We start from the raw sequence: 18,257 nt of genomic DNA on the forward strand, positions 1-18,257 counted from the left end.
CTGCTGCCCGGTGAGCGCTGCTCCGCTCCGTGGCGCCGGTTCCTCCTCAGCGCACGCCGCGTCCTCCGTAGGCGCCGATGTTGGGGGCGCCGGGCTTCAGCGGGTTGCCGAAGTAGTCCTTGCCGCCGTTGTCCTCGATGACGGCTCCGGCGGCGAGGGCGGGCGAGCCGGCGCCGAGCCGGAAGTCGCCCAGGAGCTTCGGGTCGGCGGTGCTGCCGCCGGGGTTCGGGCGGGTCATCACGATGCCGTGGAAGACGTTGTGGTCGAAGGTGAGCCCGGCGGTCGGGTTCTTGAAGGCGTAGCCGCCGGTTCCCTCGCTCACGAAGACGTTGTTGCGGACGGCCAGTTCGTGCTGGGTGGTCTCGGGGCTGCCCGCGTCGTCCTGGACGAGGTAGCCGGGGATCTGCTCCTTGTTGTGGAAGGTGTTGTTGTAGATCCGGGTGTCGAGGATCGGGCCCCAGCAGTTCTGGATGAGGCGGGCGCCGTCGTTCCGGCTGACGTTGTAGCGGGCGACCGTGCCGATGGTCTTGGCGCCGCTGTACGGGCAGATCAGCAGGAAGCCGCCCTTGTTGTCGTGGCTGTAGTTGTACTGGAAGACGGTGTTGCGGGAGGCGCCGTCGGCGTCGAAGGACATGCCGTCGTGGGTGTTGCCGCCGCCGGAGACCTCGTTGTGCTCGACGGTGGTGTCGTCGGTGTTGAAGGTCCAGATGCCCGCGTTGGCGGAGGGCGAGCGGAGCTGGAAGCCGTCGACCCGGTTGTGGTCGACGCGGGCGCCGCTGGTGGTGTCGAGCTTCATGCCGTCACCGGCCAGCGACTTCAGCGTGTTGTGGTGGACGCGGACCCGGGTGCTCGGCGTCCACTCCCCCGGGTACGCCTTCGGGTCCTGCTGGTCGCCGACCAGGTCGCGCTTGGAGAAGGTCGACTTGAAGTAGATGCCCTCGCGGTCGACGTCCTCGATGCGGTTGTTGCCGATGTCCAGGCCGTCGTACCAGCTGGCCCTGGCGGTGCCCTCGACGGCTATGTGGATCGCGCTGGAGCCGGAGAGCGTCTTGGAGTCGCCGCCGCGCACGTCGTGGATGTAGAGGCCGGAGAGGTCGAAGCCGCGGGCGACCCCGTAGTCGGTGAGGCGGAGGCGGACGCCGTTGCGCTCGCTGCCGGGGTTGTCGGCGTTGGTGATCTCCAGCGCCTTGAGGTGCACGTACTGCGTGTTGGCGAGCAGGACGACGTCGTGGGCGCCCTTGCCGTCGAGCCGGGCGCGGGCCGGGCCGGGGCCGTAGTCGGCGATGGTGAAGGGGGCGCGGGCGGAGCCGCCGCCGGTGGGGGCGAGGGTGCCGTCGCAGGTGCTGCCGCGCTTGAAGAGCAGCCGGTCGCCGGGGCCGTAGGGGTGGGCGTTGGCCTCGGCGAGCGAGGTCCAGGGGTGCTTCGCGCTGCCCGTGGCGCCGGCCGGGTCGGCGGCGCAGTCGACGTGGAAGGTACGGGCGGCGGGTGCCGCCTGCGCCGCGGTCTGGCCCGCGGCGGTCAGCGCTCCGGCGGTGGTCAGGGCCGCGAGCGCGGCGGCGGTGATGCGATGTCTCACAATTCCTCCGTACGAAGGGGCGGGGGCGGAGTGAACAGTCGATGGCGGGGGCCGGCCCGTACCGCCGGAATCCTGAACTCGGTTTGATCGAACGTCAATGCATCTCGCCCGAATGATCGAAACTCCCGTCGTTCGATCATTCTTGGTTTAGGGTCGGACACCGGCCCCGGCCCGGTCCGAGGGGGTGTCGGGCACCCCCTCGGACCGGGCCCCGCCTGCGACGGGCCACAACTGCGAGGGGACTGCTGCCGTGCGCGAAAGTGCTGCCGAACGTCATGACCGCCTGCTCGGGCTGGTACGGGAGCGGGGCTCGGCCCGGGTCTCGGACCTGGCCACCCTTCTGGGCGTCTCCCCGGTCACCGCACGGCGGGACGTGGAGGAGCTGGCCGGCCGGGGCCTCCTGGACCGGGTGCACGGATCGGTCTCCTGGCCGCGGGACGCCGCGGGCCCGGCGGCCGGGCCGGGCGCGGGCTCCGGTCCCGCGGGCGGCGGGCCGGTCCTCGGCATGCTCGCGCCCTCCTCGACGTACTACTTCGCCGAGGTCATCCGGGGCGCCCACGAGGCCGCCGCGCGGGCCGGCGCCCGGCTCGTCCTGCGGATCTCCGACTACCGGCCGCAGGAGGACCAGGCGCGCACCGAGGGGCTGCTCTCGGCGGGCGCCGAGGGGCTGCTGGTGGCGCCCGGCTGGCAGGACCCGGGCGACCCCGCCGCGTTCGGCGACTGGATCGCCTCGCTGCCCGCGCCGACGGTGCTGCTGGAGCGCAGGCCCGCCGCGGGCTCCCCGCTGGACGGCCTGGACCGGGTCTGCTCGGACCACGCGTACGGGGTGCTGCTGGCGGTGCGCCATCTCGTCCGGCTCGGGCACGGGGCGCCGCTCCTGATGGCCCGCGCGGACTCCCCGACCGCCGTCGCGGTGCGCTCCGGGTACGCGGAGGCCCTGGCGGTGCACGGGCTGCGCGCCCCGCAGGCCGTGATCGACTCCGTGCCGTCCGAGCTCTTCCCGGACGCCTTCGAGCAGGCCGTACGGGCACTGCGCGAGGCGGTCCTCTCCGGGGTGGCGACGGCCGCGCTGGTCCACAACGACGTGGACGCGATCCAGGTGGTGCAGCGCCTGGCCGAGCTGGGCGTACGGGTCCCGGACGACCTGGCGCTGATCGCCTACGACGACGAGGTGGCCGCGCTGGCGGACACCCCGCTGACGGCGGTGGCGCCGCCCAAGCGCGACGTGGGCCGCCATGCGACGGAGCTGCTGGTGGAGCGGCTGGGACAGGGCGCGGGCGCGCCCCGGCGCCATCTGACGCTGCTGCCGCAGCTGCGGGTGCGGGACTCCTGCGGGGCGCGCAACCACCCGTAACCGTACGAGCGGACCCCATGCGGACCCGGGGGCCGATTCCCGGCTCCGCAGGGTATTCCGCACCCTATCCGTACGTAACTTGTCTGATCTTTTTTCGATCAATCGATCTTTCGCTCTTGACTTCGGTCACGGCTGGTCCAAGGATCACCGCCAACGCCAATGTTGCCGCCAGTTCAGGAGCCTCGCTGTGAGCCGCAGTACGAGCAGAACGTCCCTCGCCGTCGTCGGCACCGCCACCGCCCTCGCCCTTCTCACGGCCTGCGGCGGCAGCGGGGACGACGACGCAGCCGCCGGAAGCGACGGCAAGCCCGTCAGCATCACCTTCTGGGGCTGGGCCAAGGGGTCCAAGGAGGTCGTCGACGCCTTCAACGCCTCGCACAAGAACATCAAGGTGGTGTACGAGGAGATCCCGTCCGGCAACGCGGGCGGCTACGCCAAGATCTCCAACGCGGTGAAGGCCGGCAACGCCCCCGACCTGGTCTCCATCGAGTACCCGCAGCTCCCCGAGTACGTCAGCCAGGGCGCCCTCCAGGACATCGGCGCGTACTTCACCGAGGGCATCCGCAAGAAGCTGCTCCCGCAGGCGGTCGAGCTGACCACCCTCGGCGGCAAGAACTGGGCCGTCCCGTTCGACGCCTCGCCGCAGTCCTTCTACTACCGCAAGGACCTGTTCGAGAAGTACGGCGTCGAGGTCCCCAAGACCTGGGACGAGTTCCGCAAGGCCGCCGAGAAGATCAAGAAGGCCGACAAGAAGGCCCGGATCGGCACCTTCTTCCCCGACGACCCGACCACCTTCCAGGCGATGGCCTGGCAGGCCGGCGCCCAGTGGTACAAGCCCGAGGGCGACACCTGGAAGATCACCACCGCCGACGCGGCCACCAACAAGGTCGCCGACTACTGGCAGGGCCTCCTCGACGACGACCTGATCCGCTCCAACGCCTCGTTCAGCCCCGAGTGGACCAACTCCCTCAAGAGCGGCGGCACCGTCGGCTACCTGGGCGCCGCCTGGGGCGCCGGTGTCCTCAAGGGCACGCTGCCCGAGCAGAGCGGCAAGTGGGCCGTCGCCCCGATGCCCAGCTGGGACGGGCAGCCCGCCAGCGGCATGCTCGGCGGCTCCACCTTCGCGGTGACCAAGACGAGCAAGAAGGCTAAGGCCGCGGTCGAGTTCGCCACCTGGATGTCGACCACCGAGGAAGGCATCAAGGCCCGCATCGAGTCCGGCACCTCCAGCGCCTTCCCGGCCGCCGCGTCGCTGCGCCCGGTCGCCAAGAAGGCCTTCGACGCCGGTTTCTACGGCGGCGAGGACATCTACCAGGTGTTCGAGGGCGCCGCCACGTCGATCGGCCAGAACTGGGCCTGGGGCCCGGCGACCGGCACGTCGAACACCGTCATCAAGGACCAGTTCGGCAAGGTCGCCAGCGGCGGCACCACCATCAAGGACGCCGTGAAGGCCGGGCACGACGCCACGGTCGACGAGCTGAAGAAGCGCGGGCTGAAGGTCGAGGACGCAGGCTGATGAAGCGCGCCCGGACGACCAGAGCCGCCGCCATCCTGCTGGGGCCCTTCTTCGTACTGTTCACCGTGTGCATGGTGGTGCCGATCGGATACGCGGTCTGGCTCAGCCTGTTCACCGAGAAGCAGTCCGGCCTGGGCTTCGGCGGCACCGAGACCGTCTTCAGCGGACTCGACAACTACGCGGCGGCTCTGGGCGACCGGGCGTTCCGCGAGGGTTTCGGCGTACTCCTCGGATACTGCCTGTTCTACATTCCGCTGCTGCTGGTCGGAGCCCTCGCCCTGGCCCTGCTGCTGGACTCCACGCTGGCCCGCGCCCGCCGCTTCTTCCAGCTCGCGCTCTTCCTGCCGCACGCCGTGCCCGGCATCATCGCCGCGCTGATCTGGGTGTACCTCTACACCCCGCAGCTCAGCCCGGTGGTGAGCGCCATGGAGTCCGGCGGGATCGGCTTCGACTTCTTCTCCCCCGACGGCGCCCTCCCCTCCATCGTCAACATCGCCCTGTGGGAGTGGCTCGGCTACAACATGGTGATCTTCTACGCCGCGTTGCAGGCCATCGACCGCTCGGTGCTCGAAGCGGCCACCGTCGACGGGGCCGGCGCCTGGCGCACCGCGCTCTCCATCAAGGTCCCGCTGATCCGCTCCTCTTTGGTGATGGTCGCGCTGTTCACGGTCATCGGCTCGCTCCAGCTGTTCACCGAGCCGCTGATCCTCAACAAGGGGACCGGCTCGGCCGTCTCCTCCACCTGGACGCCGAACATGTACGCGTACACCGCGGCCTTCGAGCGCAACGACTACGGCCTCGCCGCGGCCGCCTCCATCCTGCTGGCGCTCACGGCCGCGCTGCTGTCCTTCGTCGTCACCCGCTTCACCGGCCGGAAGGGCAAGAAAGCATGAACTCCCCCGCCTCCCGCGGCCGCTGGATGTCGAAGACCGCCGTCAACGGATTCCTCCTGCTCGCCGTCGTCTACATGCTCTTCCCGCTCGTCTGGCTGGTCACGGCCGCCACCAAGGACACCGGCGGGCTGCTCGCGGGCAACGCGTTCTCCTTCGAGGGCTTCAACCTCGGCGAGAACCTGTCGAACCTGGCCTCCTACGGCGACGGCATCTACTTCCGCTGGTACCTCAACAGCCTCCTGTACGCGGGCGGCGGGGCGCTCGTCTGCTCGCTGATCTGCGTCGCCGCGGGGTACGCCTTCGACAAGTACGAGTTCCGGGGCAAGGAGAAGCTGTTCGGGCTGGTGCTGATGGGGGTGCTGGTGCCCACCACGGCGCTCGCCCTGCCGATGTACCTGCTGGCCTCCAAGACCGGCCTGGTCAACACCTACTGGTCCGTGCTGATACCCGTGCTGGTCAACCCCTTCGGCGTCTATCTCGCCCGGGTCTTCAGCACCGGCTACATACCGAACGAGGCCCTGGAGGCCGCCCGTATCGACGGGGCCGGTGAGCTGCGCGTCTTCTGGTCGATCGGACTGCGCATGGTCATGCCGGGCTTCGTGACGGTCTTCCTCTTCCAGTTCACCGCGATCTGGAACAACTTCTTCCTCCCCCTGGTGATGCTCTCGGACCGCAAGCTCTTCCCGCTGAGCCTCGGCCTGTACTCCTGGAACACCAACACCCACGGCGAGCCGAGCTTCTACCCGCTCGTCGTCACCGGCTCCCTCCTCGCCGTCGTCCCCCTGATCGTCGCCTTCGTCTCGCTCCAGCGGCACTGGAAGGCCGGACTGACCGCCGGCAGCGTCAAGTGACCCCGTCGCGAGCCCCGAGGAGTACGTGTTCCACCATGCCCCACGCCACTGACAACCGGCCGACGGCCCTGCTCGCGATGGGGCCCGGCATCGCCGACCGCCTCCTCACCGACCGGCACCGCACCCGGCTGGCCGCCCTCACCCGCACCGACCCGTACCTCGTCGCCCACGACCTGACCGCGCCGACGCCCGAGGTGGCCGCCGCGCTCGCCGAGGCCGAGGTGCTCCTCACCTGCTGGGGCGCGACCCCGCTCACCCCCGGGGTACTGGCCGCCGCGCCCCGGCTGCGCGCCGTCGTGCACGCCGCCGGATCGGTGAAGCACCACATCACGGACGCCTGCTGGGAACGAGGCATCGCCGTCACCTCGGCGGCCGGGGCCAACGCCCTCCCCGTCGCCGAGTTCACCCTCGCCGCGATCCTCTTCGCCGGAAAACGCGTCCTGCACACCGCGCGCCGCTACCGCGAGCTGCGCACCGGCCACGACTGGCTCGCGGAGCTCGACGGAACCGGGAACTACCGCCGCACCGTCGGCATCGTCGGCGCCTCCCGCATCGGCCGCCGGGTGATCGAGCTGCTGCGCCCCTTCGACCTGGACGTCCTGCTGTACGACCCGTTCGTGGACGGCGCGGAGGCGGCGCGGCTCGGGGTGCGGTCCGTCCCGCTGGACGAGCTGTGCGCGCGCAGCTCCGTCGTCTCGGTGCACGCCCCGCAGCTCCCGGAGACCCGCCATCTGATCGGCGCGGCACAGCTGGCCGCCATGGCGACCGGTACCACCCTGATCAACACCTCCCGGGGTTCGCTGGTCGACGAGGAGGCGCTGCTGGCGGAGCTGACGGCCGGGCGGCTGCGGGCGGTGCTGGATGTGACCGACCCCGAACTGCCCGCCCCGGACTCGCCGTTGTACGAGCTGCCGAACGTGCTGCTGACCCCGCATGTCGCGGGTTCGCTCGGCGACGAGCTGCACCGGATGGCCGATCAGGCGCTGGACGAGCTGGAGCGCTTCACGGCCGGGCTGCCCTTCGCGGACCCGGTGCACTCCGGCAGCCTCGGCCGCTCGGCCTGAGACCGCCGGGGCCGAAGGCCCGGTACGCCGAAAGGCCCCCTGCCCCACCGTCGAAGCGGTGGGGCAGGGGGCCTTCTGCGGCTGTGCGCCTGCCTGGCGGCGGTGCGTCAGTGCGAGTGACCGTGGCCGCCGTGGCCGGCCTCGGCCTCTTCCTCGGCCGGCTTCTCGACGACCAGGGTCTCGGTCGTGAGCAGCAGCGACGCGATGGACGCGGCGTTCTCCAGGGCGGAGCGGGTGACCTTGACCGGGTCGATGACGCCAGCCTTCACCAGGTCGCCGTACTCGCCGGTGGCGGCGTTGAAGCCCTGGCCCTTCTCCAGCTCGGCGACCTTGGAGGTGATGACGTAGCCCTCCAGGCCGGCGTTCTCGGCGATCCAGCGCAGCGGCTCGACCGCGGCGCGGCGCACGACCGCGACACCGGTGGCCTCGTCGCCGGTCTTGCCGAGGTCGCCGTCCAGGACCTTGACGGCGTGGACGATGGCGGAGCCACCACCGGAGACGATGCCCTCCTCGACCGCGGCGCGGGTCGCGGAGATGGCGTCCTCCAGACGGTGCTTCTTCTCCTTGAGCTCCACCTCGGTGGCGGCACCGACGCGGATCACGCAGACGCCGCCGGCCAGCTTCGCGAGGCGCTCCTGGAGCTTCTCGCGGTCCCAGTCGGAGTCCGTGGACTCGATCTCGGCCTTGATCTGGTTGACCCGGCCCTTGACGTCGCCGGGCTCGCCGCCGCCGTCCACGATCGTGGTGTCGTCCTTGGAGACGGTGACGCGGCGGGCGGTGCCCAGCACGTCCAGACCGGCCTGGTCGAGCTTGAGGCCGACCTCCTCGGCGATGACGGTCGCACCGGTGAGGGTGGCGATGTCGCCGAGCATGGCCTTGCGGCGGTCACCGAAGCCGGGGGCCTTCACGGCGACGGCGTTGAAGGTGCCACGGATCTTGTTGACGACGAGGGTCGACAGCGCCTCGCCCTCGACGTCCTCGGCGATGATCAGCAGCGGCTTGGAGCCACCGGCCTGGATGACCTTCTCCAGCAGCGGGAGCAGCTCCTGGATCGAGCCGATCTTGCCCTGGTGGACGAGGATGTACGGGTCGTCGAGGACGGCCTCCATACGCTCCTGGTCGGTCACCATGTACGGGGACAGGTAGCCCTTGTCGAAGGCCATGCCCTCGGTGAAGTCGAGGTCCAGACCGAAGGTGTTGGACTCCTCGACGGTGATGACGCCGTCCTTGCCGACCTTGTCCATCGCGTCCGCGATGAGCTCGCCGACCTGCGGGTCCTGCGCGGAGAGCGCGGCCACGGCGGCGATGTCGGTCTTGTCCTCGATCGGGCGGGCGGTCGCGAGGAGCTCCTCGGACACGGCCTTGACCGCGGCGTCGATGCCCTTCTTCAGGGCGGCCGGGGAGGCACCGGCGGCGACGTTGCGCAGACCCTCGCGGACGAGCGCCTGGGCGAGCACGGTGGCGGTGGTGGTGCCGTCACCCGCGATGTCGTTGGTCTTGGTGGCGACCTCCTTCACCAGCTGGGCACCGAGGTTCTCGTACGGGTCGTCGAGCTCGACCTCGCGCGCGATGGTGACACCGTCGTTGGTGATGGTGGGGGCACCGAACTTCTTGTCGATGACGACGTTGCGGCCCTTGGGGCCGATCGTCACCTTGACCGTGTCGGCAAGCTTGTTGACGCCGCGCTCAAGGGCGCGACGGGCGTCCTCGTCGAACTTCAGGATCTTCGCCATGGGAGCTGAGCTTTCCTCTCGAACGAACCGCGCCCCCGACCCGGCTGGTTATCGCAGGGGGCCAGGGGCGCGGAACAGAAAACGTGGGTGAATTACTTCTCGACGATCGCGAGCACGTCGCGAGCCGAGAGGACGAGGTACTCCTCGCCGCTGTACTTCACCTCGGTGCCGCCGTACTTGCTGTAGAGCACGACGTCGCCGGTCTTGACGTCGAGCGGAAGGCGCTCGCCGTTCTCGAAGCGGCCCGGACCCACGGCCAGGACGACGCCCTCCTGGGGCTTCTCCTTGGCGGTGTCCGGAATGACCAGGCCGGAGGCCGTGGTCTGCTCGGCGTCGAGCGGCTGGACCACAATGCGGTCCTCGAGCGGCTTGATCGCAACCTTGGAGCTGGCGGTCGACACGATCCAGTCTCCCCCTTCGGAGATCTCACGGGGTAACAGTCTTGGGTGGCGACCAGGTCGATCCGTCGTCGCGGGTGCCGGACCTGCCAGTCGCGCAGTGGTTTGGCACTCTCCAGTGGTGAGTGCCAGCACCGAGACTATGACCGCGATTAGCACTCGGTCAAGCGGAGTGCCAATTCGAGCGGTCGTGGCGTCGCCTTCGAGCCGCCGGGGGCTTCGAGCCGCCGGGGGCGGCATGGTCCGGACAACGGTCCGGACACCATGGGGGCAACGTACGGACGGACCGGAGCGTTCCGTACGACCGTGGGGGCATGACCCGATCCCTTCCCCCGCCGGACGGTCGGCGCCGGGCGGCCGCGGTGAACGGCTGCCTCGACGCGCTGCTCGGGCTGTTGCTGCTGCTCCTGGAGGGGGTGATCGGCGCGGTCGTCGCCCTCCAGCTGGCCCTCTCGCACGGCGGTCCCGGCGCCCCGGGGCCGGAGAAGGGGGCGCCGCCGGGGCCGGCGGGTCCGCCACCGACGGACTGGGGCCCGGTCCTCGCCCTCGGCGGCTTCGCCGCGGTGGCCCTGCTGTTCGCCCTCGTCCTGATGCGCGGCGGCCGGCCGTGGGCGGGCGGTGCGCAGCTGGTGGCCGGGATGGTGCTGTGCGTGGCGGCGGTGCTGACCGGTGTCGGGGAGCACGGCCGCGCGCACCCGCCCGCCCCCGCGCCCTCGCACGTGGAGGATCCGGGGCACTCCGGCCATCAGTGCCGCAGCGGCGGGGACAACCGGGAGTGCCTGGACTCCGGCGGCTGAGAGCCCGTCGGAGCCGGGCCGTCAGACGTAGTCCTCCAGCCGGGCCACCGCGTACCCCCGCTCGGTGACGGTTCTCAGGACCGCCCGGACCAGGTCGGCCATGCTGCCGCCCCAGGCCGCCCGGCCGCGGAAGTGGGTGAGGATGATGTCGCCCGGTCGCAGCTCCTGGTCGTCCTCGCGCCACTCCATGCGGTCCGGGAACGCCTCGGCGTTCCACAGCGGCACGGCCCTGATCCCGCAGGACCGCGCGATGCGCAGGGTGTCGGCGTTGTAGTTGCCGTACGGCGGACGGAAGAGGCGGGGCCGCTTCCCGTACCGCTCCGCCATGAGGTCCTGCTGGCCGCAGATCTCGCGCCGCTGCTCGTCGTGGGAGAGGCCGGGGAGGTAGGGGTGGTGGAGCGTGTGGTTGCCGAGAACGGTGCCCAGGCGCTGGGCCTCGCCGAAGTAGCCGTAGTTGTCCTTCACCTCGTCGTCGCTGAGGAACGCGCTGTACGGGATGTCCAGCTCGTCCATCATCTGGAGCAGCTCGGGGTCCTTCTCCGCTCCGTCGTCGATGGTCAGGAAGACGACCCGGTCCGTGGTCGGGACGGTGGTGAAGACCGGCGGCAGCGTGTCGTCGCCGCCGGTCACCTCGAAGCCCTCGCGGGTGGTGACGCGCGGCTTCACCAGGGGCGGCAGCGGGGCGATCAGCGGCGGCCGGTCGAGCCCCCACTTCTTCGCGATCCTCGCCCGGACGGCCGGGGCGAGCCGCGCGTTCCCGTAGCGCTCGCCGGGCAGGCGGGCCAGGCCGCGGCGGAGTCCGGGGACGCCCGGGAGCCCGGCCGCAGGGTTCGGGCCCGCCGCCGGGCCCGGGTTCCCGGCGAGGGGCCCGCTTCCCCGCCCGGTCTCGCCGGACCCGGAGGCGCAGCCCGAGCCGACCGCCGCGACCAGGAGTGCGGCCAGTACGGCGCCGGCGGGGTGGCGCGGGCGCCCGCGCCGTCGGCCCGGGGAGCCGGACGATCTGGGTGGCTTTGCGGTGCTTTTTTCGTTTTGTCGTACAAGTTGCATGGCGCCGCATCCTGCCAGCCGGCGACCGGCCTCCCGGCCCGACACCGCGGCCCGGACCGCCGGTCTACCCGGCTGGCTCACAATGGGACGGGTGAACGCTCTCGCCCCGAACGACCCGTCCGGCACCGACCCGTCCGACGCCCCCGACCCCCTCGCCGGCTTCCGGGCCCTGCGCACCCCCGAGGGCGCCGCGCTCCTGGCCGGGCTGCGGGACCACGACCCCGCCCAGGAGCTCGCCACCGCCACCCGGCTGCGCCGCACCCACCCCGCCGCCCTGGTGTCGGCCGCGCTCGGACAGGCCCGGCTCCGGCAGCGGGCGGTGGCCAAGTTCGGCGCCGAGGACGCGTACCGGATGTACTTCACGCCGAACGGCGTCGAGCAGGCGACCCGCACCTCGGTGGCCGCCCACCGCGCCGGGCGGTTCGCGGCGGGCGGGGTGCGCCGCGTCGCCGACCTCTGCTGCGGCATCGGCGGCGACGCCATCGCGCTGGCCCGCGCGGGCATCTCCGTACTCGCCGTGGACCGCGACCCGCTGACCGCCGAGGTGGCCCGCGCCAACGCCGCCGCACTGGGGCTGGACGGTCTGATCGAGGTGCGGTGCGCCGATGTCGCCGCCGTCGACACCTCGTCCTGCGACGCGGTCTTCGTGGACCCGGCGCGGCGCGGCGGGCGGGGCCGGATCTTCGACCCCGAGGCGTACTCGCCGCCGCTGTCCTGGGCGGTCGGCACCGCCCTCGCGGCCCCCCGCGCCGCCCTGAAGATCGCCCCCGGCATCCCGCACGAGGCGATCCCCGAGCAGGCCGAGGCCGAGTGGATCTCGGACGGCGGCGACGTGAAGGAGGCGGTCCTCTGGTTCGGCGAGGGGTTCACGGCCGGCGCGTACCGCGCCACGCTGCTCCCGGCGGCCGCCACCCTGTGGTCCGGGGCCCCGCTGCCCGCCCCGCCCGTCGGCCCGGTCGGCCGCTACCTGTACGAGCCGGACGGCGCCGTGATCCGCGCCCATCTGGTCGCCGACCTGGTCGCGCGGTGCGAGGGCCGGCTGATCGACGAGACCATCGCGTACATCACCGCCGACCGGCCGTACGCCTCCCCGTACACGACCGGGTACGAGATCACCGACCGGCTGCCGTTCAACATGAAGAAGCTGAAGGCGCTGCTGCGGGAGCGGAAGGTGGGCGTGCTGACCGTCAAGAAGCGCGGTTCGGCGGTCGAACCGGAGGAGCTGCGGCGCCGGATGAAGCTCCAGGGGCCGAACTCCGCGACCGTCTTCCTGACCCGGGTGGCCGGGGCGCCGACGATGCTCGTCGGCCACCCGCTGGCCGGCCCCACCGGCTGAGCGGGGCGGTCAGGCGAGGTCGGTCAGGTCGTCCGCGTAGACCTGTGAGAGCGGCTGCGGGCCCACGTACTGCTGGCAGTTGCACTGGCCGGACTCGAAGCGGACCGGCTTCTTGTTCTCGTCCCAGGCGGTCGGCACCTCGACCCGCTCGTGGCAGCGGCCCTGCTTGTCGTGCTTGGCGAGATGGTGCGTGCAGCCGCAGACCGGCTCCGGCGGCTTGCTCGCCGCCTCGACGGCCAGCCGCTCCTGGCGGGCCGTGTCCAGCAGTTCGAGCTTGCGCTCGTGCCGGTTGCGCAACGCCGTACGGACGTTGTCGACGACCCATCCGAAGCCGCCCATCCAGAAGACGATGAGCACCCACCAGTACCACTGCATGTCGTTCTCCCCCTGTCGGACATCCGTGCCCCGCCAGGATAGGTCCAGGGTCAGCGGTGGGCACCGTCCCGGGCCGGGAGGCGTGGCGCCGGGGCGGGCGCCCCGGCCAGGACCCGCAGTACCCAGCGCCGGTGGGCGAACGCCTTGACGAGACCGATCAGTCCGACGAGCCAGGCGATCATCCCCAGCCCCATGGCGAGGGCGACCAGGCTCCAGCCGTACCCGTCCGGCGCGGCGTTCGCCGGGACGGCGAAGCAGGTGCCGAGGCCGACCGCGCAGAGCACGAAGGAGAGCACCAGCCAGACGCTGGACGCGCCCGGCATCCGCAGCGCCGCGTCCCGCGCCGGATCGCGGTCCAGGGCGCCCCAGGCGTGCAGCAGCGCGCGGACCCGGCGGTCGCGGCGCACCCCGACGGCGACGAGCAGGACGGCGGGGACCAGGCAGCCGATGCCCAGCATCAGCATGGTCAGGCCGGCCACGGCGCCGATCGGGTCGTAGGACTCCTCGAAGGCGACCAGTGCCGAGCCCACCAGCAGCCAGCCGAACGCGCCGAGCACCCCCCACAGCCAGAGCACCACCAGCCGCCCCGGGCCGACATGGGCCCGCACCAGCCCGCCGAGGACCGCCGCCCGGTCAGTGAGCAGCGCCTCCTGGTCGGGCCAGGAGCGGAGCTCAACGGGCGGCGGCGGGGGCGGCAGTTGGGCGCGGGAAGACATGGGCATGACCTTACGGTCCGGCGGCCGGGGCGGTGCGCGGGCCCTCGGCATCCGGCGGCGCCCACGGCGCGCGGCACCCCGGCCGGGGGCCGGGACTCACCGGATCCCGCGGGCCGGATGCTCCGCGCGGTCCAGGAGCATGGCCCGCTCCCGGGCGTTGCGGGTCAGCCCGGCCGCCCGTACGAACTCGGCGCGCGCCTCCCCGGTGCGCCCGGTCCGGGCCAGCAGATCGCCGCGCACGCTGGGCAGCAGGTGGTAGCCGTCCAGCGCCGGATCGGCGGCGAGGGCGTCGACCAGGGCGAGCGCGGCCTCGGGGCCGCGGGCCATGGAGACGGCCACGGCCCGGTTCAGGGCGACGACCGGGGAGGGGGCGATCGCGGCGAGCCGGTCGTAGAGGGCGGTGATGGTGTCCCAGTCGGTGTCCTGGTACGTCGCCGCCCGCGCGTGGCAGGCGGCGATCGCGGCCTGCACGGTGTACGGGCCGAGTCCGGCGCCCTCGCCGGTCGCCGCGACGGCCCGTTCCAGGGCGGCGACCCCGCGCCGGATCAGCAGCCGGTCCCAGCGGGCCCGGTCCTGGTCGGCGAGCAGCACCGCCGCGCCGTCCGGGCCGGTGCGGGCCGCGGTGCGGGACGCCTGGAGCTCCAGCAGCGCGGCCAGCCCGTGGACCTCGGGCTCGTGCTCCATCAGCCCGGCGAGCACCCGGGCCAGCCGGAGCGCGTCCTCGCAGAGCGCCGGGCGGACCAGGTCGTCGCCGGCCGTCGCCGCGTAGCCCTCGTTGAAGACCAGGTAGATCACTTCGAGGACGGAGCCGAGGCGGGCGGCCCGGTCGGGCCCGTACGGCACCTCGAAGGCGACGCCCTCGCGGCCCAGGGTCCGCTTGGCCCGGACGATGCGCTGGGCGACGGTCGGTTCGGGGGCCAGGAAGGCGCGGGCGATCTCCTCGGTGGTGAGGCCGCCGAGGAGCCGCAGGGTGAGGGCGATCCGGGCCTCGGTGGAGAGCACCGGATGGCAGGCGGTGAAGATCAGCCGGAGCAGGTCGTCGTCGATGGCGTCCGGCTCGGCGGGCTCGGGCGGCTCCACGTCCGCGAGCGACCGGCCCACCTCGGCGAGCTTGCGCGCGTAGGCCTCCCGGCGGCGTACGAGGTCGATCGCGCGGTTCCGGGCGGTGGTGGTGAGCCAGGCGCCCGGCCGCTCCGGGACGCCCGACTCGGGCCACTGCTCCAACGCGGCGACCAGGGCGTCCTGGGCGAGCTCCTCGGCGATGCCGAGGTCGCGCACGATACGGGTGACGGCCGCGACGATCCGCGGGGACTCGATCCGGAAGACCGCCTCGACCGCCTGGGTTGTCGCTGTCACGGTGCCCCATCCCAGCAGCCGGGCCGGGACGGGGCAAGCCGGACGGGCCGTCAGGCGCCCATGGTGGCCTCGTCGATCTGCCGGACCTCGGAGGTCACCGTCCAGTTCTCCGGGTGGGCGCTGAGGAAGCGCCGGGTCCACTCCAGGGCCTCCGCCATGTCCTTGGCCTGGAGGACGGCGTACCCCCCGACGACCTCCTTGGTCTCGGTGAAGGGCCCGTCGGTCTGGGTGAGCCTCCCGCCGGACCAGGTGACCCGGGCGCCCTGGGAGGTCGGGTGGAGCCCGGCCGTCTCCAACATGACCCCGGCCTTGGTGATCTCCTCGAAAAGGGCGCCCATCCGCTTCTCGAAGTCGGGGTCCGGGGCCTCCTTCGGCAGGTTCTCCTCGTCGATGCGGATCAGCGTCATGAAGCGCGGCATGGTGGCTCCCGGTTCTGTGCGGCGGGGCTCTTCCCCGCCTCTCACCCCTGCGTCGAACGGGACCCGGCCGGATCGACAGCTCCCGCGAAATACTTCGGGAAATTCTTTCGGGGAAGTCCGCGACCGGCCACCGGAGCGGGACGGCGCCTCAGCCGTCCGGGGCCTCAGCCGCCCGCGGCCCCGGTGGTCTCGACGGATTCGAAGCGCCAGCGGTGCACAGGGCGGGTGACCAGCGCGGCGTCCGGCTCGGGCAGCTCGGGCAGCGCGGCGTCGGGGCCGCCCGGCCACCAGGTGATCACCAGGACCCGGTCCTGCGGTGCGCGCAGCAGTTCGCGGCGGAGCGGTTCGACGGCCAGCTCGGCCGCGCGGGCCCGCGCCCACTCCAGCAGCTCCCCGCCCCGGCCGGCCGTGGCGCGGGCCTCCCACATGAGGGCGACGGTCATGAGTAGAGGTTGTCCTTGCTGATCTCGTGGACGTGGTCGTGGTCGTGGGTGTGCGAGTGGGCGCCCGGTACGTGGGGGTCGGTCACCGGCAGCGAGGAGTCCGCGGACAGTTCCAGGTCCGAGGCCGGGCGGTTGCGGGCGACCATCTCGGCACCCAGCGCGGCGACCATCGCGCCGTTGTCCGTGCACAGCCCGGGGCGGGGCACCCGCAGCCGGATCCCGGCGCGCTCGCACCGCTCCTCGGCCAGGGCCCGCAGCCGCGAGTTGGCCGCGACGCCGCCGCCGATCATCAGGTGGTCGACGCCCTCGTCCTTGCAGGCCCGTACGGCCTTGCGGGTGAGCACGTCCACCACGGCCTCCTGGAAGGACGCCGCCACGTCCCGTACCGGCACCTCCTCGCCCGCCGCGCGCTTGGCCTCGATCCAGCGGGCCACCGAGGTCTTCAGCCCGGAGAAGGAGAAGTCGTACGCGGGGTCGCGCGAGCCGGTCAGTCCGCGCGGGAAGGCGATGGCCGCCGGGTCGCCCTCCCGGGCCAGCCGGTCGATGACCGGGCCGCCGGGGAAGCCCAGGTCCAGCACCCGGGCGATCTTGTCGAACGCCTCGCCCGCCGCGTCGTCGATGGTCGCGCCGAGCGGCCGCACGTCGGCGGTGATGTCCGGCGCGAGGAGCAGCGAGGAGTGGCCGCCGCTGACCAGCAGCGCCATCGTGGGCTCGGGCAGCGGGCCGTGCTCCAGCTGGTCGACGCAGATGTGCGAGGCGAGGTGGTTGACCCCGTAGAGCGGCTTGTTCAGCGCGTAGGCGTACGCCTTCGCCGCCGAGACGCCGACCAGCAGCGCGCCGGCCAGGCCGGGGCCCGCGGTGACGGCGATGCCGTCGAGGTCGCGGGCCGAGACCCCGGCCTCCTTCAGGGCGCGCTCGATGGTGGGGACCATGGACTCCAGGTGGGCGCGGGAGGCGATCTCCGGGACGACGCCGCCGAAGCGGGCGTGGGTGTCGACGCTGGAGGCGACGGCGTCGGCCAGCAGGGTCGTGCCCCGGACGATGCCGACGCCGGTCTCGTCGCAGGAGGTCTCGATGCCGAGTACGAGCGGTTCGTCAGCCATCAGTCGGTCTCTGTTCCTTGTACGTGGAGGCGCATGACGAGCGCGTCGACATTGCCCGGCTGGTAGTAGCCGCGGCGGAAGCCGATCGGTTCGAAACCGAAGCGCTCGTAGAGCTTCTGGGCGCGGGTGTTGTCGACGCGGACCTCCAGGAGCACCTCGGCGCACTCGAAGGCCGTGGCGTGCTTCAGCAGGTCGGTGAGGAGCGCGGCGCCCAGGCCGCCGCCCCAGTGGTCGCGGGTGACCCCGATGGTCTGCACGTCGGCCAGGTCGCCGGCGGCGGCGAGGCCCGCGTAGCCGACGATCCGGCCGGTGACGGGGTCCTCGGCGACGACGTAGCGGCGGGTGGCCCCGGGGCCCCGGGAGTGGGCCAGCTCCGACCAGAACATGCCGGCCGACCAGGCGTCGTCCGGGAACAGCTCGCGCTCCAGCTCCAGCACCGGTTCGATGTCCCACCAGCGCATCTCGCGCAGCACGGCGGTCGTGGTCGTCACTTCGGGGTGACCACCTTGTAGTTCTTCGGCACCTGGGCGTCGGGCCTGCGCAGGTACAGCGGGAGCGGTGCCAGCAGCTCGGCGCCCGCGGCGAGCCGCTCGGCGGCCAGCGCGGCCAGCGCCCCGGCGCTGACGTGCTCGGGCGTCCGGGCGTCCGGGAACGCCTCGGGGTAGAGCACGGCGCCCGCGCCGACCACGGGCAGCCCGGCGAGCTGCTCGGCGATGTCGGCGGGCCGGTCCACGGCGGGCCCGGCGGTCCGGGTGCGGGGGTCCTCGTACCGCGCCCAGTAGACCTCCTTGCGGCGGGCGTCCGTCGCGACGGCGAACGGGCCCGTGAGCCCGGCCAGCCCCGCCGCGTACGCCAGCCCGTCCAGGGTGCACAGGCCGTGCACGGGCACGGAGAGGGCGGAGCCGAAGGCCGCCGCGGTGGCCAGCCCGACCCGCAGCCCGGTGTACGGTCCGGGGCCGACGCCGACGACCAGGCCCGTCACGGCGTCGAGTCCCACCCCGGCCTCGGCGAGCACCCGGTCGACGGTGGGCAGCAGGAGCTCCCCGTGTCTGCGGGCGTCGACCTGGCCGGACTCGGCGACGACGGCGGTCCCGTCGTGCAGGGCGACGGTGACGGCGGGGGTTGCGGTATCCACGGCGAGCAAGAGCACACGAACAGCGTACGGCTCCGTCGACGCGGGCACGGTGCCCCGTCCGGCGTCCCGGTGGGACCGCTCCCTGCTGCTACCGTCACCGTGCACACGGGTACGACGTAAACGCTAAACGCTTGTACGACTTACG

At 72.5% G+C, this 18,257-nt stretch carries 19 protein-coding genes; 7 read left to right on the forward strand and 12 right to left on the reverse strand.

What is annotated here, in order from left to right; all coding sequences use genetic code 11:
• Positions 1-46 precede the first annotated feature (46 nt).
• On the reverse strand, positions 47-1,576 hold the full coding sequence (locus ACIQGQ_RS02340) for a right-handed parallel beta-helix repeat-containing protein (RefSeq protein ID WP_402389651.1): 1,530 nt from the start codon (positions 1,574-1,576) through the stop codon (positions 47-49).
• 250 nt (positions 1,577-1,826) lie between these two features.
• Here ACIQGQ_RS02340 and ACIQGQ_RS02345 point away from each other — a divergent pair, with 250 nt between their 5' ends.
• The 5 genes from ACIQGQ_RS02345 to ACIQGQ_RS02365 all read left to right on the forward strand — a co-directional run bounded on the left by ACIQGQ_RS02345 (position 1,827) and on the right by ACIQGQ_RS02365 (position 7,254).
• Entirely contained in the window at positions 1,827-2,930 is a 1,104-nt protein-coding gene (locus ACIQGQ_RS02345) for a substrate-binding domain-containing protein (RefSeq protein WP_402389654.1), read from the forward strand.
• Positions 2,931-3,117: 187 nt separating this feature from the next.
• Positions 3,118-4,446 carry an ABC transporter substrate-binding protein gene (locus tag ACIQGQ_RS02350; RefSeq protein WP_402389656.1) on the forward strand — a complete coding sequence of 443 codons (1,329 nt, stop codon included), beginning with the start codon at positions 3,118-3,120 and terminating at the stop codon, positions 4,444-4,446.
• On the forward strand, positions 4,446-5,339 hold the full coding sequence (locus ACIQGQ_RS02355) for a carbohydrate ABC transporter permease (RefSeq protein WP_402389658.1): 894 nt from the start codon (positions 4,446-4,448) through the stop codon (positions 5,337-5,339). The genes ACIQGQ_RS02350 and ACIQGQ_RS02355 overlap by 1 nt, the downstream gene beginning before the upstream one ends.
• Positions 5,336-6,190 carry a carbohydrate ABC transporter permease gene (locus ACIQGQ_RS02360; RefSeq protein ID WP_352273602.1) on the forward strand — a complete coding sequence of 285 codons (855 nt, stop codon included), beginning with the start codon at positions 5,336-5,338 and terminating at the stop codon, positions 6,188-6,190. The genes ACIQGQ_RS02355 and ACIQGQ_RS02360 overlap by 4 nt, the downstream gene beginning before the upstream one ends.
• 35 nt (positions 6,191-6,225) lie before the next feature.
• Complete coding sequence (locus ACIQGQ_RS02365; protein ID WP_402389661.1) at positions 6,226-7,254, forward strand: hydroxyacid dehydrogenase; 1,029 nt, start codon at positions 6,226-6,228, stop codon at positions 7,252-7,254.
• A gap of 107 nt (positions 7,255-7,361) precedes the next feature.
• Here the strand turns inward: ACIQGQ_RS02365 and groL are convergent, their stop codons facing one another.
• Positions 7,362-8,987: a chaperonin GroEL gene (gene groL / locus ACIQGQ_RS02370; RefSeq protein ID WP_366297176.1), complete on the reverse strand. Its 1,626-nt coding sequence runs from the start codon at positions 8,985-8,987 to the stop codon at positions 7,362-7,364.
• A gap of 92 nt (positions 8,988-9,079) precedes the next feature.
• On the reverse strand, positions 9,080-9,388 hold the full coding sequence (groES, locus tag ACIQGQ_RS02375) for a co-chaperone GroES (protein ID WP_148838741.1): 309 nt from the start codon (positions 9,386-9,388) through the stop codon (positions 9,080-9,082).
• Between the two features lie 311 nt (positions 9,389-9,699).
• Between groES and ACIQGQ_RS02380 the strand changes: the two genes are divergently transcribed.
• Positions 9,700-10,182, forward strand: a complete 483-nt coding sequence (locus ACIQGQ_RS02380; protein WP_402389664.1) for a DUF6234 family protein — start codon at positions 9,700-9,702, stop codon at positions 10,180-10,182.
• Between the two features lie 21 nt (positions 10,183-10,203).
• On the opposite strand, the gene ACIQGQ_RS02385 is transcribed toward ACIQGQ_RS02380, so the two are convergent.
• Positions 10,204-11,229, reverse strand: a complete 1,026-nt coding sequence (locus ACIQGQ_RS02385; protein ID WP_402389666.1) for a polysaccharide deacetylase family protein — start codon at positions 11,227-11,229, stop codon at positions 10,204-10,206.
• Between the two features lie 82 nt (positions 11,230-11,311).
• Between ACIQGQ_RS02385 and ACIQGQ_RS02390 the strand changes: the two genes are divergently transcribed.
• Positions 11,312-12,565, forward strand: coding sequence for a methyltransferase domain-containing protein (locus ACIQGQ_RS02390; protein ID WP_402389669.1), 1,254 nt, complete (start codon positions 11,312-11,314; stop codon positions 12,563-12,565).
• Between the two features lie 9 nt (positions 12,566-12,574).
• On the opposite strand, the gene ACIQGQ_RS02395 is transcribed toward ACIQGQ_RS02390, so the two are convergent.
• The 8 genes from ACIQGQ_RS02395 to tsaB form a co-directional block, all read right to left on the reverse strand.
• Positions 12,575-12,940 carry a hypothetical protein gene (locus ACIQGQ_RS02395; protein ID WP_402389672.1) on the reverse strand — a complete coding sequence of 122 codons (366 nt, stop codon included), beginning with the start codon at positions 12,938-12,940 and terminating at the stop codon, positions 12,575-12,577.
• Positions 12,941-12,990: 50 nt separating this feature from the next.
• Positions 12,991-13,656, reverse strand: coding sequence for a hypothetical protein (locus ACIQGQ_RS02400; RefSeq protein WP_402390294.1), 666 nt, complete (start codon positions 13,654-13,656; stop codon positions 12,991-12,993).
• A 96-nt stretch (positions 13,657-13,752) separates the two neighbouring features.
• Positions 13,753-15,012 carry an RNA polymerase sigma factor gene (locus ACIQGQ_RS02405; protein ID WP_402389674.1) on the reverse strand — a complete coding sequence of 420 codons (1,260 nt, stop codon included), beginning with the start codon at positions 15,010-15,012 and terminating at the stop codon, positions 13,753-13,755.
• 50 nt (positions 15,013-15,062) lie between these two features.
• A complete protein-coding gene (locus ACIQGQ_RS02410; RefSeq protein ID WP_402389677.1) occupies positions 15,063-15,431 on the reverse strand; it encodes a YciI family protein in 369 nt (122 codons plus the stop codon).
• Between the two features lie 164 nt (positions 15,432-15,595).
• Positions 15,596-15,874 (reverse strand): hypothetical protein, encoded by a 279-nt coding sequence (locus ACIQGQ_RS02415; protein WP_402389680.1) that lies wholly within the window; start codon positions 15,872-15,874, stop codon positions 15,596-15,598.
• Positions 15,871-16,977 carry a tRNA (adenosine(37)-N6)-threonylcarbamoyltransferase complex transferase subunit TsaD gene (tsaD, locus tag ACIQGQ_RS02420; protein ID WP_402389682.1) on the reverse strand — a complete coding sequence of 369 codons (1,107 nt, stop codon included), beginning with the start codon at positions 16,975-16,977 and terminating at the stop codon, positions 15,871-15,873. Before tsaD ends, ACIQGQ_RS02415 begins: the two co-directional genes overlap by 4 nt.
• Complete coding sequence (gene rimI, locus ACIQGQ_RS02425) at positions 16,977-17,468, reverse strand: ribosomal protein S18-alanine N-acetyltransferase (RefSeq protein ID WP_402389684.1); 492 nt, start codon at positions 17,466-17,468, stop codon at positions 16,977-16,979. The genes tsaD and rimI overlap by 1 nt, the downstream gene beginning before the upstream one ends.
• Positions 17,465-18,112: a tRNA (adenosine(37)-N6)-threonylcarbamoyltransferase complex dimerization subunit type 1 TsaB gene (gene tsaB / locus ACIQGQ_RS02430; RefSeq protein WP_402389685.1), complete on the reverse strand. Its 648-nt coding sequence runs from the start codon at positions 18,110-18,112 to the stop codon at positions 17,465-17,467. The genes rimI and tsaB overlap by 4 nt, the downstream gene beginning before the upstream one ends.
• Positions 18,113-18,257: the final 145 nt, after the last annotated feature.

The organism is Streptomyces sp. NPDC092952 (assembly GCF_044754785.1).
Classification (GTDB): Bacteria; Actinomycetota; Actinomycetes; order Streptomycetales; family Streptomycetaceae; genus Streptomyces.

Coding starts and splice junctions, on each gene's coding strand:
- ACIQGQ_RS02365 (WP_402389661.1), top strand. CDS start 6,226: ATGCCCCACGCCACTGACAACCGGCCGACGGCCCTGCTCGCGATGGGG.
- ACIQGQ_RS02400 (WP_402390294.1), bottom strand. CDS start 13,656: ATGTCTTCCCGCGCCCAACTGCCGCCCCCGCCGCCGCCCGTTGAGCTC.
- ACIQGQ_RS02355 (WP_402389658.1), top strand. CDS start 4,446: ATGAAGCGCGCCCGGACGACCAGAGCCGCCGCCATCCTGCTGGGGCCC.
- ACIQGQ_RS02390 (WP_402389669.1), top strand. CDS start 11,312: ATGGGACGGGTGAACGCTCTCGCCCCGAACGACCCGTCCGGCACCGAC.
- ACIQGQ_RS02415 (WP_402389680.1), bottom strand. CDS start 15,874: ATGACCGTCGCCCTCATGTGGGAGGCCCGCGCCACGGCCGGCCGGGGC.
- ACIQGQ_RS02395 (WP_402389672.1), bottom strand. CDS start 12,940: ATGCAGTGGTACTGGTGGGTGCTCATCGTCTTCTGGATGGGCGGCTTC.
- ACIQGQ_RS02385 (WP_402389666.1), bottom strand. CDS start 11,229: ATGCAACTTGTACGACAAAACGAAAAAAGCACCGCAAAGCCACCCAGA.
- groL (WP_366297176.1), bottom strand. CDS start 8,987: ATGGCGAAGATCCTGAAGTTCGACGAGGACGCCCGTCGCGCCCTTGAG.
- ACIQGQ_RS02360 (WP_352273602.1), top strand. CDS start 5,336: ATGAACTCCCCCGCCTCCCGCGGCCGCTGGATGTCGAAGACCGCCGTC.
- ACIQGQ_RS02410 (WP_402389677.1), bottom strand. CDS start 15,431: ATGCCGCGCTTCATGACGCTGATCCGCATCGACGAGGAGAACCTGCCG.
- tsaD (WP_402389682.1), bottom strand. CDS start 16,977: ATGGCTGACGAACCGCTCGTACTCGGCATCGAGACCTCCTGCGACGAG.
- ACIQGQ_RS02380 (WP_402389664.1), top strand. CDS start 9,700: ATGACCCGATCCCTTCCCCCGCCGGACGGTCGGCGCCGGGCGGCCGCG.